Origin of the sequence: Mucilaginibacter achroorhodeus, from assembly GCF_007846095.1 — a bacterium.
Lineage (GTDB): Bacteria > Bacteroidota > Bacteroidia > Sphingobacteriales > Sphingobacteriaceae > Mucilaginibacter > Mucilaginibacter achroorhodeus.
Genome location: NZ_VOEI01000003.1, coordinates 106,548 through 122,695, shown reverse-complemented (window position 1 = coordinate 122,695; position 16,148 = coordinate 106,548). Strand labels below are relative to the sequence as shown.

The 16,148-nt window shown below is 42.1% G+C and carries 11 protein-coding genes; 3 read left to right on the top strand and 8 right to left on the bottom strand.

The window, feature by feature from the left end; all coding sequences use genetic code 11:
• Positions 1-3: 3 nt before the first annotated feature.
• From FPZ42_RS10275 to FPZ42_RS10240, 8 genes are all read right to left on the bottom strand, one after another.
• A complete protein-coding gene (locus tag FPZ42_RS10275) occupies positions 4-1,374 on the bottom strand; it encodes an HlyD family secretion protein (RefSeq protein WP_146271027.1) in 1,371 nt (456 codons plus the stop codon).
• Positions 1,367-2,368, bottom strand: coding sequence for an ABC transporter transmembrane domain-containing protein (locus FPZ42_RS10270; protein WP_146271025.1), 1,002 nt, complete (start codon positions 2,366-2,368; stop codon positions 1,367-1,369). Before FPZ42_RS10270 ends, FPZ42_RS10275 begins: the two co-directional genes overlap by 8 nt.
• A 137-nt stretch (positions 2,369-2,505) precedes the next feature.
• Positions 2,506-2,856 carry a hypothetical protein gene (locus FPZ42_RS10265; protein WP_146271023.1) on the bottom strand — a complete coding sequence of 117 codons (351 nt, stop codon included), beginning with the start codon at positions 2,854-2,856 and terminating at the stop codon, positions 2,506-2,508.
• A gap of 168 nt (positions 2,857-3,024) precedes the next feature.
• Positions 3,025-3,603 carry a YdeI/OmpD-associated family protein gene (locus FPZ42_RS10260; protein WP_146271021.1) on the bottom strand — a complete coding sequence of 193 codons (579 nt, stop codon included), beginning with the start codon at positions 3,601-3,603 and terminating at the stop codon, positions 3,025-3,027.
• Between the two features lie 145 nt (positions 3,604-3,748).
• Entirely contained in the window at positions 3,749-4,153 is a 405-nt protein-coding gene (locus tag FPZ42_RS10255) for a TraR/DksA family transcriptional regulator (RefSeq protein WP_146271019.1), read from the bottom strand.
• 96 nt (positions 4,154-4,249) lie between these two features.
• The gene (locus tag FPZ42_RS10250; RefSeq protein WP_146271017.1) at positions 4,250-5,074 is read right to left on the bottom strand and encodes a hypothetical protein; all 825 of its coding nucleotides are present in this window, start codon (positions 5,072-5,074) and stop codon (positions 4,250-4,252) included.
• Positions 5,075-5,191: 117 nt separating this feature from the next.
• Positions 5,192-6,298, bottom strand: a complete 1,107-nt coding sequence (locus tag FPZ42_RS10245; RefSeq protein WP_146271015.1) for a mechanosensitive ion channel family protein — start codon at positions 6,296-6,298, stop codon at positions 5,192-5,194.
• Positions 6,298-8,082, bottom strand: a complete 1,785-nt coding sequence (locus tag FPZ42_RS10240) for a glycoside hydrolase family 15 protein (protein WP_146271013.1) — start codon at positions 8,080-8,082, stop codon at positions 6,298-6,300. Before FPZ42_RS10240 ends, FPZ42_RS10245 begins: the two co-directional genes overlap by 1 nt.
• A gap of 171 nt (positions 8,083-8,253) precedes the next feature.
• Between FPZ42_RS10240 and glgX the strand changes: the two genes are divergently transcribed.
• From glgX to treY, 3 genes are read left to right on the top strand one after another with little or no spacing between them, the layout of a single operon-like run.
• On the top strand, positions 8,254-10,365 hold the full coding sequence (gene glgX, locus FPZ42_RS10235; RefSeq protein WP_146271011.1) for a glycogen debranching protein GlgX: 2,112 nt from the start codon (positions 8,254-8,256) through the stop codon (positions 10,363-10,365).
• A gap of 2 nt (positions 10,366-10,367) precedes the next feature.
• Entirely contained in the window at positions 10,368-12,146 is a 1,779-nt protein-coding gene (gene treZ, locus FPZ42_RS10230; RefSeq protein ID WP_146271009.1) for a malto-oligosyltrehalose trehalohydrolase, read from the top strand.
• On the top strand, positions 12,139-16,086 hold the full coding sequence (gene treY / locus FPZ42_RS10225) for a malto-oligosyltrehalose synthase (RefSeq protein WP_146271007.1): 3,948 nt from the start codon (positions 12,139-12,141) through the stop codon (positions 16,084-16,086). Before treZ ends, treY begins: the two co-directional genes overlap by 8 nt.
• Positions 16,087-16,148: the final 62 nt, after the last annotated feature.

Genomic DNA, 16,148 nt, shown 5'->3' with positions numbered 1-16,148 from the left:
TAATTATCCTTTCTTTCCGTCTGTAGCTTTTGCTGCAGGTTCTTTATCAAGGCTTGGTGGGAAACCATTTAACTGACGCCATATCTCATACCATAACGGCACAGAACGAAGGATTATCCGCCCATACACGCCCGATCCCTGGCGTAGCTGTACCGGCCATTCCTCATCATTCTTTGGTACGGGCGTCTCTGGCTTAACCAGCACACGATACTTACCATCACTACTGCTAACCCTGTCAATGGCCCATATTTTACCGGCAAATGTACCTACCGCAACTGATGGCCAGCCTGAAAACTGTACCGATGGCCAACCCTCAAATTGAAGACGCACATCGCTTGTATCTAATATCAAAGGCACATCCATAGCGTTAACATAAAGTTCTGCAGCTATCTTAGGATTTTTAGGTTGAAGTGTGGCAATGGACTCACCTTCTTTGATATTCTCGCCGATACCTGCCTTAAGTGTCTTTACTACATAGCCAGACTGCGGTGCACGCACTACGTAAAGCCCTCTGCGAATAGTAATGTTAGAAATATCATTACGCAATTTGGCTATTTCGCCTTGTACACTCGCTTTGCTTGATAATGCTGAACCCAGATCAGATTGTGCCTTAGCTAACGATTCCTGATACTTAGCGCGAATGTTATCCAGATCAATGCGGGCATTCAGCAGATTCTGCTTGGAGTTGTTGAGCTTATTTTGCTGACCGATCACTTTGGCCATATCTTCCTGAAGCTTAAGTCTTCGAGTTTCAATATCAGTAAGAGAGAACAAACCATTTTTGTAACCGGCTTCGTACCGTGCTAATCGCGCTTTTGATGTTTCATAAAAGTTCTGGATAGCCACAAGGTCGGCGCTATCGATCTTCACATAGTTGATAGATTGCTTAACCTTATTTTCAGCAGCTGAAAGCTGGAAACGAAGACCGCTACTTAGTGCAGCCATTTGTGCATTAGTAGCTTCTATTTTCTTGACAGCCGCTTGTTCGCTTCCAATTTTAGCGTTAAGCTGCTCATCCAGGCGCTTAGGCAATTCAGGGTCAAAGTACGATTGGCTGGTCTCTGAGATCACCAGAATGGTATCACCTTTCTTAACCTCTTGTCCATCTCGCACCGCCCAGTGCTCAATACGGCCACCTATTTGGTTCTGTACAGTCTGCGGGCGGTCCTCAGGCCGTAAGGCTGTTACAGTACCCTTACCTTGTATCGTCTGTCTCCATGGCAACATCAATATAATGATGAATAATACCAGGCAAATGGTCATGATACGGCCCAGTAAACGCGAACCTTTCACATTTATCAACTCATCTTTTGATTGCACAGCAAGGTTTTCCATGTGCTGGTTATGCAATCCTTGTTCGGTAAGCTTAGCCATGTTGTGGTGCTCCTTCCATTTCAAGATCGGTAACTACGGCAAGTTTTTCGCTGCCGGTAACCATATCAAATACAGTGTTCATGTTTGTTAACAGTTTTTCAATTGCATAGCTTATTTGCACAATAATTACCTCCGCGGCTACAAACTGCCCAAACGTCATCTGGCGCTCTACTACAAAGAAAGACCCCAACAACAGCAGGGCGCCCATCAAGATTGTGCGTAATGCGACCGATCCCATCAAGTATTTTCTTAATACGCTAAAGTGACTATTACGGGCTGTAAGATATTTAGCGTTGATATCATCAGTGGTTTTTACAACCCTGTCCATCATTTCCGGGTTATTACGGTAACTGTCCAGATCACCGGCTACGTCCTCTAAATGCGCAACAAGCTCGTATTTGTAATGAGATTCATCAAGGCTGGTTTCAACACCTTGCCTGTAGTAAAGCAATACGATTACCACTATGGCAATTATTGCCAACAGGCCTACAGCCATAAATACTGGATGATAAAAAGAAAGCAGTATAGCACTAAAAAATACCTGCACAGCAGCAGCCACTATATCTATCAAAAGTTTGGTTAAACCTTTTTGAATTGTAAGAATATCAAAGAACCGATTAACCAACTCAGGCGGGTGCTCTCCTTCCCATTCTGATTTTTTTATCCGTGGCAAGCGATAGGCAAACTCCATTGAGGCTTTAGTGAAAATCTTCTGCTCAAGAAATTCCACCAAAGTATACTGGCCGATCAAAAGGCAACCGCCTATAACAATACCAATAAGAACAACCGCAATTAAAAGATATGTTGAGCTGTACATTGCACCATTAGATAACAAATTGAAAACAGCGGTTGTACCCAAAGGCAAAGTGAGGCCAATTAGCCCGATAAGTATAGCGTATACAAAAATGTAGTTAATGGTATTACGCTCGTAATGTAAAATGCGTACAAGCCTTTGCCAGGGTGTAACTACATCTACATGCTTGTTTTTTTTCATAAAAGAGTTAAAAGCTATTAGTGTATAAATAGTAAGGGCATCGTCGGTTTATTTGCCGACATTGTAACAAGGTTGTGACAATTTTGTGCGAAAAAATTGTTCACAATTTTGAAAATAATAAAGCTGTTTAAACGGAGCTAACAGACGTTAGGAGGAGGTGTCAGAACAACTTTTAATGGCTCAGTAAAAATGCCAAAGCTGTAAGGTTCCCAGGAAACAGACGAGGTAATGATCCGCGATAAAGAACTAAAGGTGATCTGATAGTTAAAATAAGAATAACTTTTTTTTGAACCTTTTTCAAAGCCGTCCTCGGCAGAAGCCTTGCTATCGTTATTTAGCGTGTTATCACCATCCATCGATTTATCAGACGCAAATGCACTGTGATGCGCTACACATTGCTCGATAAAAAGATCGCACGACTTAGCCAGGAATACTATAATGAGCAGTAATCCAAGCGAGCGAAAAATAAGCGACCTTTTTAAAAGCATTACTGATTGTATTTTGCGCAAAAGTAACCATTTAATACACTAAGTGTTTGCTCGAATAACTAAAAATATAGCAATACAGACACGAAAATGACCGATTTTACAATTTCTTAAAACACTAATTAAAAACACATTAAAGAGTTATTAGAAAGTGTTAAGAAACAAGCAATTTCAGTCGTCGATACCTTTGCCCGCTAATATCCGGGGGATGTGCTTGTCTATTCTCGCTTCGCGTGTTTTAGCTTGTTTTGCCGACGAGAAATGCAACAGATAACCTCGCTGCCTACCAGGAGTTAATGATTCAAATGCCTTTCTTAAGTCAGGGAACTTTTTAAGCTTGGCTTCAAATTCATCGGGCATGGTAAATTCCTTGGTCTTCTTGAGCGCTATTTTAAGCCCGGCCTTCTCAACTTCTATCGCTTCGAATATGTATGACTTAATTGTCTTTTCTAATTTTACAATATCATCAAAATTGGTAAATCGCATTTGCCTCGCCGATTGTACGTTTTCCGTTTGCTGCACAAGCAAGCCATCGGCATCATTCAGCAACGCGCCTTTAAAGAAAAGCAAAGCGCAGTATCCCTTAAAATCATGGATCAGTACAACATTTGCACCGTTTAAGGTATAGCAGGGGTGCCCCCATTTCAATTCCTCATTAAGGCTGCTCTGTAAAACAATCTCGCGCAGCTTATTTACTTCCTGTTTCCAGGCCTTATCTTTTTCGAAATAGAAGTTAACTTTTGGGTTCATTTGGTTAAGTTGATACTCAAATTTAAAATCTTTAGGAGAGAAATGGCAGCTTTTATAACAAAGTTAATTCCTCTCGAAAAAATTTATAAAATAGAAAAGCCGACTTACATAAGCCGGCTTTCATGATAGCAGAATGACCTGATTCTTAGTTTTGTTTCAATTTAGCTTCCATGCTTAATGTGGTATGTGGCACAGCTTTTAAACGTTCTTTTTGTATCAACTTACCGGTAACTCGGCAAACACCGTAAGTTTTATTGGCAATACGCACCAATGCAGCGTCTAACTGCTCTATAAATTTTTTCTGACGACCGGCTAATTGATGTAAACTTTCCTTTTCCAAAGTAGCAGATCCATCTTCAAGAGTTGAGTAAGCAGCTGATGTATCATCAGTTCCATTTGGGTTACTGCTACCTAAAGATGACGATAGTGCTTCTAACTCTTCCTGAGCTATCGCTTTCTTCTGCATAATTATATCTTTGAATTCCTCAAGCTCTTTGTCTGAGTACCTCGTTCTCTCGCGTGATTCGGTTTGATTTTCCATGATGTCCATAACAGCTGTTAATGTGTAAGGTTTTATAAATCTAAAATTAGTTGTATGGTATAAAAACGTTGTGTATTTATTACAAAAGCATTTATTATCAGTTAGTTAGTTTGGGTACAATAATAACGGCACGTTTATCAGTTGCGGTTGGTTCAAGCTAAGGTTTTTACCTATAAAATAACTATAATGTTGCGAGTGGTTGATCAGTACCAATGCATCGTTTTTCATTGCATGAACTAATACATCCGCCACCGTTGCAATATCATTTGATTTTATGTGATGGAAATTCAATCTTTCGTAATTACCGCACCCTTTAGCAACCTCAAAAAACACCTGCTTCGCAAAGTCGGTACTCATGTCAGGTATTCCGGAAGCAGCCACGTGGCCAATAAACAGTTCCGTTTTATTAGGGTGTGTTAGCTTACTCAGATAACCCAACACATCTGTACGGCACCACCGAAGATCTGTGATGTAAGTAAGCCTTTGTATGCTTTTGTAAGACCAATTTGCTGGCAAAACCAACATTGGTACTGATATTTTATTAAGGACAACTTGCAGATCGAGCTGTTTGGCCATGGCATTGCATGCCAGTTCGTGATCTGCAGGCACCATTACCATAGTAATGTTGTTTTGATTGATAAATGATGCAACCGAATTGCTGTCGAGGTCCGTGATATCGACTTCCCTTATTAACGTTTCATCACCCTCCGTGTACTGGTTTAAAACATTTAGATAATGAAACAAGTGCTCATCGATGTGATGCTCGTCATCTTCGGTTCCGGAAACCAGGCTTAGTTCAACGCTTTCAGATCTGATAACCTTGCTCCCTATCAATAAACCGGCATTTATGCTTTTAGCAAACATCAATGCCGCCTCCGCTACACTCCTGGCTTCAACGCTATTATCGTTGATCACAAAAACTGATTTCATAAGTAGATAGATAAGTACTTATAAAAACAGCGTAAGTTATATTGGGTTTTAATTAGTAATTAATTTTTTAATATTGATTATCAACACTAAATGACCATTTCAAGACACAATGACGACTTACACATCAGAAACAAAGCTTTTTTTGAACGCATCCGGAGCGGAATCAATTTGTATCCTATTTTTAGGTAAACTGGCCGGGTAGTTCTGCTGGAGGTATTTGATCAGGTTTTCGCGGATGTAGCAACGCAGGTCAAAAGCTATCGAAGAATTACGTGCACTAACCAAAGCGCGGAGTTCGATAGTACTTGGTTTAACATCTGTAACCTGTAATATACCAACACGCTTATCCCATAACGGCGTTTCGTTTAATAAGCGTGTCAGTTCGGTACGAAGCGAGTCAATTGGCACCTCGTAATCTACATACAAAAATACGGTGCCCAATAACTGGGATGTAGTACGCGTCCAGTTTTGAAATGGCTTTTCTATAAAATAGTTGATAGGTAGTATTAACCTGCGTTGGTCCCATATATTGAGCACTACGTAGGTAAGGGTTATATCTTCAACCCTGCCCCATTCGCCTTCAACCACCAGTACATCATCTATACGGATGGGCTGTGTAAAAGCTATTTGAAAACCTGCCAGCAAGTTGCCTAATGATTTTTGTGCAGCGAAGCCGATAATGATACCGCCAATACCTACACCTGTAAGCAAACCTGCACCCAACTTGCGGACATTATCAAAACTTAGCAGGATAAGCGCCAGTGTTATCAGGATGATAAGCACAGTGGTGAGTTTGCGCACAAACTGCAATTGCGTGCGCACTTTCCGTTCTTTTAAGTTGTCCTCTTTATTTAAATCGTATTTATAGTAAATAAAGTCTTCAAGAATTTTAATAGCATTGGTAAGCAGCGCTGCAAACGATATTAACAGCAAAATACCTAACCACTTTTTTACATCGTCCGCATAATCATCCTTTAGTGCAAAGTAAGGCAACAGGATGTTAAGCGTTAAAAGCGGGATAAAATGATTAAGCGATCTGCTAAAATGCGTAACAAAAGAACGCAAGAATGAATACTCGGCTTCTTTCCTGTTTTTATAGTAATTCAGCAACAGCTTAACAACAAATTTTACTAAGAAGCCTATAGCCAATACCGCGGCTATGATAATGACGTTCCATAGAAAATGTGGTACTTGTTTAGACCACGCATTAAACTGCCTTTCCATTATAAAAATATTGGCCTGTCTAACTTAACTGCTATACGGTAAGCGGCGTTCATTAAACCTACATGGCTGTACGCCTGAGGGAAATTACCCCATTGGCTGCCCGTCTTTTCATCAACATCTTCACTAAACAGCAATAAGTGATTACAGTATTTCATCAATTTTTCAAATTCGCGCATGGCATCGTCCATGCGGCCAACGCAGGCAAGTGCCTCTACATACCAAAAGGCACATATCAGGAAAGTTGTTTTGGGCTTGCCAAAATCATCCTGGTGAATATACCTGAAGAATAGTCCACCCTCCGTTTTCAATTCGTTTTCAAGCGCTATAAGGTGGTCTTTAGCTCTTTGTGATGAAGGATCCAGATAATTCATCATGATGAGTTGCAGCGTACTCGCATCAAGGTGCGGACTGCCTGCAGCATGCGTATACACTTTACGTACCGGATCGTAACAACTTTCTATATGCGCTGCTGCCCTGGCTTTTAGTGCCAGCGCACGTTCAACCAATTCTTCGTTGTTTATCGTGAGCGCAATTTTTTCGGCAGCACAACAACCAGCCCATTGGAACAGATTACTATAGCAATGTATGTGCGCTATGTTCCTAAACTCCCATATACCCGCGTCCTTTTCATCAATGGTCCGTTCAATTTTATCCAGTATAGATGATATCCATTTATGAGAATCCTTGCGTTCGCTAAAAACAAAACGATGATCTGTGTATAGCGGCAACAAAGAGACCAGTACCTGCCCGTAAATGTCATTCTGGATATGCTCTGATGCCTGGTTACCAATACGCACCGGGCCGTTACCTAAGTAACCTTCCAGATGATCCATTATCTCTTCAGTAAGATCTTTACGGCCGTCGATACCGTACAGCGGCTGATATCTGAATGTACTTTCGCCGAAGGAGATATCTGTTACGTAACCAAAATAACGTTCCATCTCCTCAAAATGCCCGATGTGATTTAACGAGGTAAGCACATAATATGTATCGCGCAGCCAACAATAGCGGTAATCCCAATTACGCCCACTACCCGGAAACTCGGGTAAACTGCTGGTGCTTGCCGCGATGATAGCGCCTGTATCCTCGTACTGATGGATCTTTAAAGCCAAAGCTGAGCGTATTACATATGGCTGAAAGTATCCGGCAATAGATGAGTGCTTGATCCATAGTCGCCAGTAATCAGTGGTTTCACGCAAATATTCCTCAGCAAGGCCAACTAATGAACGGTCTATCTCAACCCCATAATTTAACAGCAGGTAGCGGGTATCGTTAAGCGAAAAATATGCCTGCTCATCCAGGTAGGTTAGCGGGATATTTGAGGTAAGCGTCATGTGTTCATCGCAGCTGGTATATGCTATTGAATCGCTGCCTAAAGCCCTTGTCCATTTCTTGCGACCGTAATCGCAAACAGGGTCGCAGATAACCCTGATGCGTGGATTACCCTCAAGCGGCTCAATTTTGCGTAGTAAAATAAGCGGCTTAAAATAACGGTCATGCCTGCGAAAACGCGGGGCATAATCAGTGATACGATACTTCCCGTTCTCGCAGGTAACCTCTGTGCGTAATATGTTTGTGTTTTCTAAATAGTATTGCTTAGTGGTATATTCTCCCATTGGTTTAATGGAAAATTCGCCTCCTTTATTTCTGTCCAGCATACCACCAAAAATAAACTGACTATCAAAACGGGGCCAGCACATCCATTCAACATTTGTATCTGTACTGATGTGGGCTAAATAGGCACAATTGCCTATGATACCTGTTTGGTAGGTATGTTTTTCCATTTACTGCTTGTTATATCTTAAATATTTCCCTTGCAACAACCATTAGCATCATTTGTTATCAAAAAGCTTAAAGTTTTGATATAATGCAGCAAATGTCAATCGACAATTGTTTCGTAATAAGAAAATCACGATTGCAAAAAACATTTCAGGAATAATATCCTTTAAAAGAACATGAACAAAATCTATCCTGGAAAACCTTATCCTCTGGGTGCTACGTGGGACGGCAACGGTGTTAATTTCGCTTTGTATGCAGATAACGCGACAGGCGTTGAGCTTTGCCTTTTCAATGGCGATGCCCCCGAGGAGAAAATAAAAATAACCGAACGTACGCATCAGATATGGCATTGTTATTTACCTGGTGTTAACCCTGGACAGCTTTACGGCTACCGGGTTGACGGCCCTTACGATCCGCAGAATGGCCAAAGGTTTAATGTCAACAAATTACTCATCGACCCTTATGCCAAAGCTTTATCAGGAACGATAGACTGGCATGATTCGCTTTTTGGCTATGAAGTTGGTAATGCTGATGAAGACTTAAGCTACAGTGATACTGACAGTGCTCCGTTTATCCCAAAATCTGTTGTTATTGATTCTGCATTCGATTGGGGGGACGATAAGTTCCCTCGTATTCCTTATTATCAATCTGTTATTTACGAGATGCACGTTAAGGGTTTTACGCAGATGCATCCTGATATACCTGAAGAGATCCGCGGAACTTACGCAGCTATTGGTCACCCGGCATCAATTAAATATCTGAAAGAGCTGGGCGTTACCGCAGTAGAACTGATGCCTATTCATCAGTTTGTAAATGATCGTCACTTGCTTGAAAAAGGCTTATCAAATTATTGGGGTTACAACTCTATAGGTTTCTTTGCTCCTGATATTCGTTATGCAGGCAACGTGCCATGCGGCGAACAAGTGCAGGAGTTTAAGCAAATGGTAAAAGAACTGCATAAGGCCGGCATCGAGGTAATATTGGACGTGGTATATAACCATACCGGAGAAGGTAACCAAATGGGGCCAACCCTATCATTTAAGGGTATTGATAATGCATCATATTACAGGTTAGTTGATGATAATAAACGCTACTATAACGACTATACCGGCACCGGCAATACCTTAAATGCCAACTTGCCTAATGTGCTGCGCTACATTATGGACAGCCTCCGTTACTGGATCACAGAGATGCATGTTGACGGATTTAGGTTTGACCTTGCCGCCACCCTTGCACGTGAGTTGCACGATGTGAATAAGTTAAGTGGTTTCTTTGAGATTATTTACCAGGACCCAATTATATCACAGGCTAAAATGATTGCCGAACCATGGGATATCGGTGAAGGCGGCTACCAGGTTGGTAACTTCCCGCCGGGATGGACAGAATGGAACGGCAAGTTCCGCGATTGTATCCGCGACTACTGGATAGGTGCCGATAGTATGCTTGGCGAGTTTGGCCAGCGCTTCACCGGCAGCCCCGATCTTTACCAGGATGATAACCGCCGCCCTACTGCAAGTATCAACTTTATCACCGCACATGACGGCTTTACCCTTAATGACCTTGTTACTTACAATGAAAAACACAACGAGGCCAACGGTGAAGATAACAACGATGGCGAAAGCCACAACAGATCATGGAATTGTGGTGCCGAAGGGCCTACTGATGACCCGGAAGTAAATAAACTCCGCGCCCGTCAAAAACGCAACCTGTTAACTACATTATTTTTATCGCAAGGTGTACCCATGCTGGTTGCCGGCGATGAATTTGGCCGCACTCAAAACGGTAACAATAATGCCTACTGCCAGGATAACGAGATATCATGGTTAAACTGGGCTGCTGCTGATAAGGAACTGTTGGAGTTTACAAAGCGTTTGATCCAGTTACGTAAAGATCATCCTGCGTTCCGCCGCAGAAGATGGTTCCAGGGAAGGCCGGTTAAGGGCAAAGGCCTGGAAGATATTGCCTGGTTTTTACCTGAAGGTAACGAGATGGAGGAAGAAAACTGGAACCATGACTTTGCCAGATCGTTGGGTATTTTCTTAAATGGTATGGGTTTGCATACAGTAAACAATGTTGGCGAACCGGTTACCGATGATGATTTCTACGTGATCTTCAATGCGCATTATGAACAGTTAGAATATCACATCCCCGATGTATTAGTGAATAAAAAATGGGAGATCATTTTAGATACCAGCAACGATGAAACCACCGATCAGCCCTTAGCTAAAAAAGAAGTGATCACCGTTGAGGGGCGCTCGGTAATAGTACTGCGAAGCAAAGCTAACTGATTATGAAAAATAGGAAGGATCTGGTGCCGGGGATAAAATTTATCAATAACAGCGAAATTTCTGTAGTGCTTTGGGCGCCAAACGCTTCCAATGTTGAACTTGTTTTAGAAAGCGGTAAGTCCTTTGATCTTCAAAAACAAGCCAGAGGATACCATACGCTTATTACAGATGAACTTAAACCCGGCGACCTTTACAAATTCAGACTTGATGGTAAAAAGGAACTTCCAGACCCTGCCTCTCGCTCCCAGCCGCAAGGCGTGCACGGATATTCTGAAATAGTAAAGTTAGAATTGCCTACTCAAGCACAGCCAGGCATACCCTTGGCAGATTATATAATTTATGAGTTGCACACTGGTACATTTACGCCCTGTGGGGATTTTAATGGTGTTGTCACCAAATTAAAATACCTGAAAGAACTTGGTGTTAACGCTATTGAAATTATGCCTGTTGCACAATTCCCCGGCGAACGTAATTGGGGATACGACGGAGTATTTCCGTATGCGGCGCAAAGTTCTTATGGAGGTCCACAGGGATTGGCCGACCTGGTAGATGCTTGCCACAAAGAAGGTCTTGCAGTTATATTGGATGTGGTTTACAACCACGTAGGACCTGAAGGAAACTACTTTAACGAATTTGGCCCTTACTTTACCGATAAATATCATACTCCATGGGGTAATGCCATTAACTTTGACGATGCCGGATCTGATGAGGTACGAAAGTATATCATAGAAAACGTTTTGATGTGGTTTAGTGATTTCAAGATAGATGCTTTACGGTTAGATGCTGTGCACGCCATAAAAGATTTCGGTCCTAAACACATCCTGCATGAAATACGTGAGCGTGTGGACGGATTGATGGCAGAAACAGGAAATAAGCACTACCTGATCATCGAATTTGATCTAAACGACAATCGTTTTATCAATCCGCTAATACAGAACGGTTTTGGGATGGATGCACAATGGATAGATGAATTTCACCATGCATTACGTGTAACCGCAGGTGGCGATAAAACCGGCTATTATGCCGAGTTTGAAGGCATCAAACATCTTGCAAAAGCTTACCAGGATGCTTATGTCTACGATGGTGTTTATTCGGAGGGCCGCCAGAAAACATTTGGTACCAAAGCAGATAACCCCGGCGAACAGTTTGTTGTTTTTACTCAAAACCACGACCACGTAGGTAACCGCATGCTCGGCGAGCGAACAAGCAATTTGTTCAGCGTTAATATGCAAAAGCTCATGGCTGCTGCGATAATGGTAAGCCCTTATTTGCCAATGGTGTTTATGGGAGAAGAATACGGCGAGCAAAATCCCTTCTTGTACTTTGTTAGCCATACGGACAAGGAACTCATCAAAGCTGTAAGAGATGGCCGCCGCAATGAGTTTAAAGCTTTCCATGCGGAAGGCGAAGCGCCGGATCCTCAATCGCCGGAGACGTTTGAAAGATCAAAACTAAATTGGGACAGTCTTGAGGAGGCGGATCACCAACAAATGCTTGGTTACTACAAACAGTTGATCGCTTTACGAAAGTCAACTCCGGCATTAAAAAGCAACAACAGAAAACAACTCGAGGTGAGCTGCGATGAGCAAAAACAGATGTTACAATTGCACCGCTGGCAGGATGAGCAACACGTTTATTGCTTCATGAATTTCTCCAAAGCAGAGCAAACCTTTGAACCACCATCTGAAGGCAAGATTATTTTCTCTTCCTCATCCGCTGGTCAGCAACCAAAAATAATCAAACCTGAATCAATAATCATTTACGCTAAAGATCATGTTTGACCCTATCGCTACCTACCGGATACAGTTTCATAAAGATTTCACTTTCAAGAACCTTGAAGCCATCATTCCCTACCTGTCAGATCTGGGTATAAAAACGCTTTATGCCTCCCCTATTTTCAATGCGGTCCCGGGTAGTAATCACGGTTATGATGGTACTGATCCGCTATCTATCAACCCCGAAATAGGAACCCTTGAGGAGTTAAGGGAAATCAGCTTTAAACTTAAAGAAGCCGGTATAAGTTGGCTGCAGGATATCGTTCCCAACCACATGGCATTCCATCACAATAATAAGTGGTTGATGGATGTGCTAAAGAATGGTCCGCAATCAAAATACAAAGATTATTTCGACCAGGGTTTAGCAGATGGCGCATTCTTTAAAGGCCCCATTATGGTACCGTTTCTTGGTGATGATCTGCAAAATGTGATCGATAATGGCGACTTAAGTGTAGTTTACGAAAATGAAGAATTCTTTTTGGCTTATGCAGACCAGCGCTGGCCGTTGAATGACGCCGCTACGACTGGCTTGCAAAAAGCCGATCTTGCCTCCATAAATAAAAATAAAATTCTTTTAGTGGAGCTTGCTTCACAGCAATACTACCGTTTATGCAGCTGGAAGGAAACTGATAACCGAATCAATTTCCGCCGTTTTTTCACGGTAAATAGTTTGATCTGTTTGAACATCCAAAAGCAGGAAGTATTTGATCATTTCCATCAGTTTATTGTTCAACTCATAAATGAAGGTGTCATCCAGGGCTTGCGTATAGATCACATTGACGGTTTGTATGATCCCGAGCAATATACAGAACGTTTGCGCCAACTTGTTGGCGATGATGTTTACATTGTAGCTGAAAAGATATTAGAACAGAGCGAAAAGCTACCGCAATGGCCTATACAAGGTACCAGTGGCTACGATTTTTTGGCGCAGGTGAATAATTTGTTTACCGATAAAAAAGCGGAAAAAGCTTTTAACAAACACTACCAAAAACTTATTGGGGATTCTATAGCGGTCGAAAATCAGATACTCGATAAAAAGAGGCTGATCCTAACAACCTACATGAATGGCGAACTGGATAACCTTATCAATTATTATTTTGAATTGGGTTTGGGAGATAGGTCAAATTTTGCTAATGTAAAAAACTCAATAGCCGATCTGTTGATAGATCTTCCCGTGTACCGTTTTTATGGTAATAAGTGGCCGTTAAATGATGATGAGCAGGACAAACTTGCATCCGTTTTAAAAGATCAAATTAGCTTGTTTGAGTCGGATATTAATGAAAACTTACTAGTGTTTTATCAACGCTGCATGCAATTCAGCGGGCCGTTGATGGCCAAAGGTGTTGAAGATACGCTGATGTATACCTACAACCGCTTTATTGCACATAACGAGGTTGGCGACGCACCCGACGCTTTTGGTGTAACAGCAGATCAGTTTCATCAATTGATGCAGGCGCGGCAACAACAATGGCCGCTGGCTTTAAACGGAACATCTACCCATGACACCAAACGAGGCGAAGATGCACGCGCCCGTTTAAATGTTTTAAGCCATCTTGGTGACGAGTGGTTTGATAAAGTGAACAAATGGCGTGAGATAAATGCCGGTTTAAGACAAGGTGACGCTCCCGATACCAACGACGAGTATTTTATATATCAAACACTTATCGGCACTTACGCAGGAGGCACTGAAGACCTGCAAACCTACAAAAAGCGCTTAAGTGCTTATTTGGAGAAAGTTTTACGGGAAGCGAAAGTACATTCCAACTGGGCGTCGCCAAACGAAGATTATGAAAAGGCGACAAAAGCGTTTGCCTTAAATCTTTTGGATGATACAAAACCATTTTGGAAAAGCTTTGAAGCATTCTATAAAAAGGTTGCGCAGTATGGTGCTATTAACTCGTATGCGCAAGTGGCACTTAAACTAACCTGCCCGGGAGTACCAGATATATATCAGGGCTGTGAACTTTGGGACTTGAGCATGGTAGACCCGGATAACCGCAGACCGGTTGATTATGAGCTGAGACAAAACTTACTGCAGGAAGGCTTCGGCGCTAAAGCATGGATACAAAGCGACGGCTCTTTTAAACTACACTTACTTCAAAAACTACTGAAGTTACGATCGTCGATAGGAAATTTCTCTAATGGCAACTATTTGCCACTACAAGTCAAAGGCAAACATGCTAACGACGTAATTGCGTTTGCGCGTGTTTTTAAAGACGAATGGATTATCACAATTGCACCGCTAACGTTAACCAACGTTGCCGAGAACGGCATCGATAAATATGATGCAAAGCATTGGGCCAACACCGTTGTGTTGCTTCCGAATGAAGCGCCGCCACGCTGTAGTGATGCCATCACTGGAAAAGAGATCTCGCTTAAAGCAGAGATCAAACTAAAGAAGATCCTGGTCGATCTGCCGCTGACCGTATTAAATCTTAAGCCGTCAGACAGTGCACGGAGTGCCGGTGTATTGCTCCATATTACATCATTGCCTTCTGCATTTGGCAACGGCGACTTTGGCAGCAATGCCTTTGCTTTTGCCAACCAACTAAAGGCTGCTAATCAGCGATACTGGCAAATACTACCGCTTAATGCAGTAAGCGAAACGGATGCCTTTTCACCTTACAGTGGCACATCAAGCCAGGCTGGTAACTTATTGCTGATAAGCCCGGAGTTGTTAGTAAAAGATGGTTTACTCAATGATAGTGAGCTGCAAAAGTTTAAAATAATCCCGGGAAGCAAAGTTGATTTTATTGCTGCCGAAAGCGCAAGATTTCAATTACTTGAATTAGCCTGGAAGCATTTCAACACATCCGTTGAAAATAAAACTGCATTTGCTGAATTTTGTAAAAAGGAAGAATGGTGGCTGAACGATTTTGCACTCTATTCGCTTCTGAAAGAGATAAACGACGATGCGCCATGGCAACAATGGGACAACAAATTTAAACTTCGCGATAGCAAAACACTCAACAAACTTTCAGTTGAACACGAGGAAAGATTGGCTGAATTAAAGTGGTATCAATTTATATTTACCACGCAATGGTACCAGCTTAAGGCCTATTGCAATAATTTGGGCATCAAAATATTTGGTGACCTTCCATTTTACATCAGTCATGATTCCGCAGACGTTTGGGCAAATCCGGGGCTATTTGATCTTGACGAAGACCTGAACATGGCAAGCATTTGCGGCGTGCCACCGGATTACTTTAATGAGGAAGGACAACTTTGGGGCATGCCAACTTTTAATTGGCAAAACCTGAAGAAAACAGGTTATAATTGGTGGATAAAAAGGATAGCAAAAAACTTGGAATGGTATGATCTTTTGCGATTAGATCACTTCAGAGCATTCTCGGCCTACTGGAGCGTACCAGCAGGAGAACAAACAGCCATTAATGGGACTTGGATGAAAGGGCCCGGCAGTGACTTTTTTGAAGAGCTTAAAAAAGCCTTCCCTGCTACGCCTTTTGTGGCAGAGGATCTTGGTGAGATCGATAAACCTGTATATGAACTTAAGGATCGCTACCATCTGCCGGGTATGAAAGTGTTGCAATTTGCCTTTGGAGATAACATTGCCAGTTCCCCACATATCAGTCATCAGCATAAGCCTACTGATGTAGTATATACAGGTACACATGACAATAACACCACCTTAGGCTGGTTTAATGAAGACGCTGATAAAACATCGATGAAAAACCTGAAAAGGTACACCGGCATAAAACCGAAAGAGAGTAATATAACTAACGTGCTTATAAAAGAAGCATTATCATCAGTTTGTGATTTAGCAATTATCCCGATACAAGACTGGCTTGACCTTGATGAAAACGCGCGAATGAATACGCCGGCCAGTCAATCCGAAAACTGGACTTGGCAACTTACAAAAGAACAGCTTAATGCCTTGCCTTTGAATCGCATGCGCAAATGGACCATGTTCTTCGGCAGGATCTAACAGCCTGATCAGCATCTATTTCTGTCGCGTTCAGCCCCTACCCGGCATTCGTTTACACCGTA

What these genes read in the sequence shown, in the direction of transcription:
- FPZ42_RS10270 (WP_146271025.1), bottom strand. Translation starts at nt 2,368, where the DNA reads ATGAAAAAAAACAAGCATGTAGATGTAGTTACACCCTGGCAAAGGCTT.
- FPZ42_RS10255 (WP_146271019.1), bottom strand. Translation starts at nt 4,153, where the DNA reads ATGGACATCATGGAAAATCAAACCGAATCACGCGAGAGAACGAGGTAC.
- FPZ42_RS10260 (WP_146271021.1), bottom strand. Translation starts at nt 3,603, where the DNA reads ATGAACCCAAAAGTTAACTTCTATTTCGAAAAAGATAAGGCCTGGAAA.
- FPZ42_RS10240 (WP_146271013.1), bottom strand. Translation starts at nt 8,082, where the DNA reads ATGGAAAAACATACCTACCAAACAGGTATCATAGGCAATTGTGCCTAT.
- FPZ42_RS10265 (WP_146271023.1), bottom strand. Translation starts at nt 2,856, where the DNA reads ATGCTTTTAAAAAGGTCGCTTATTTTTCGCTCGCTTGGATTACTGCTC.
- FPZ42_RS10275 (WP_146271027.1), bottom strand. Translation starts at nt 1,374, where the DNA reads ATGGCTAAGCTTACCGAACAAGGATTGCATAACCAGCACATGGAAAAC.
- treZ (WP_146271009.1), top strand. Translation starts at nt 10,368, where the DNA reads ATGAAAAATAGGAAGGATCTGGTGCCGGGGATAAAATTTATCAATAAC.
- FPZ42_RS10250 (WP_146271017.1), bottom strand. Translation starts at nt 5,074, where the DNA reads ATGAAATCAGTTTTTGTGATCAACGATAATAGCGTTGAAGCCAGGAGT.
- FPZ42_RS10245 (WP_146271015.1), bottom strand. Translation starts at nt 6,298, where the DNA reads ATGGAAAGGCAGTTTAATGCGTGGTCTAAACAAGTACCACATTTTCTA.
- treY (WP_146271007.1), top strand. Translation starts at nt 12,139, where the DNA reads ATGTTTGACCCTATCGCTACCTACCGGATACAGTTTCATAAAGATTTC.
- glgX (WP_146271011.1), top strand. Translation starts at nt 8,254, where the DNA reads ATGAACAAAATCTATCCTGGAAAACCTTATCCTCTGGGTGCTACGTGG.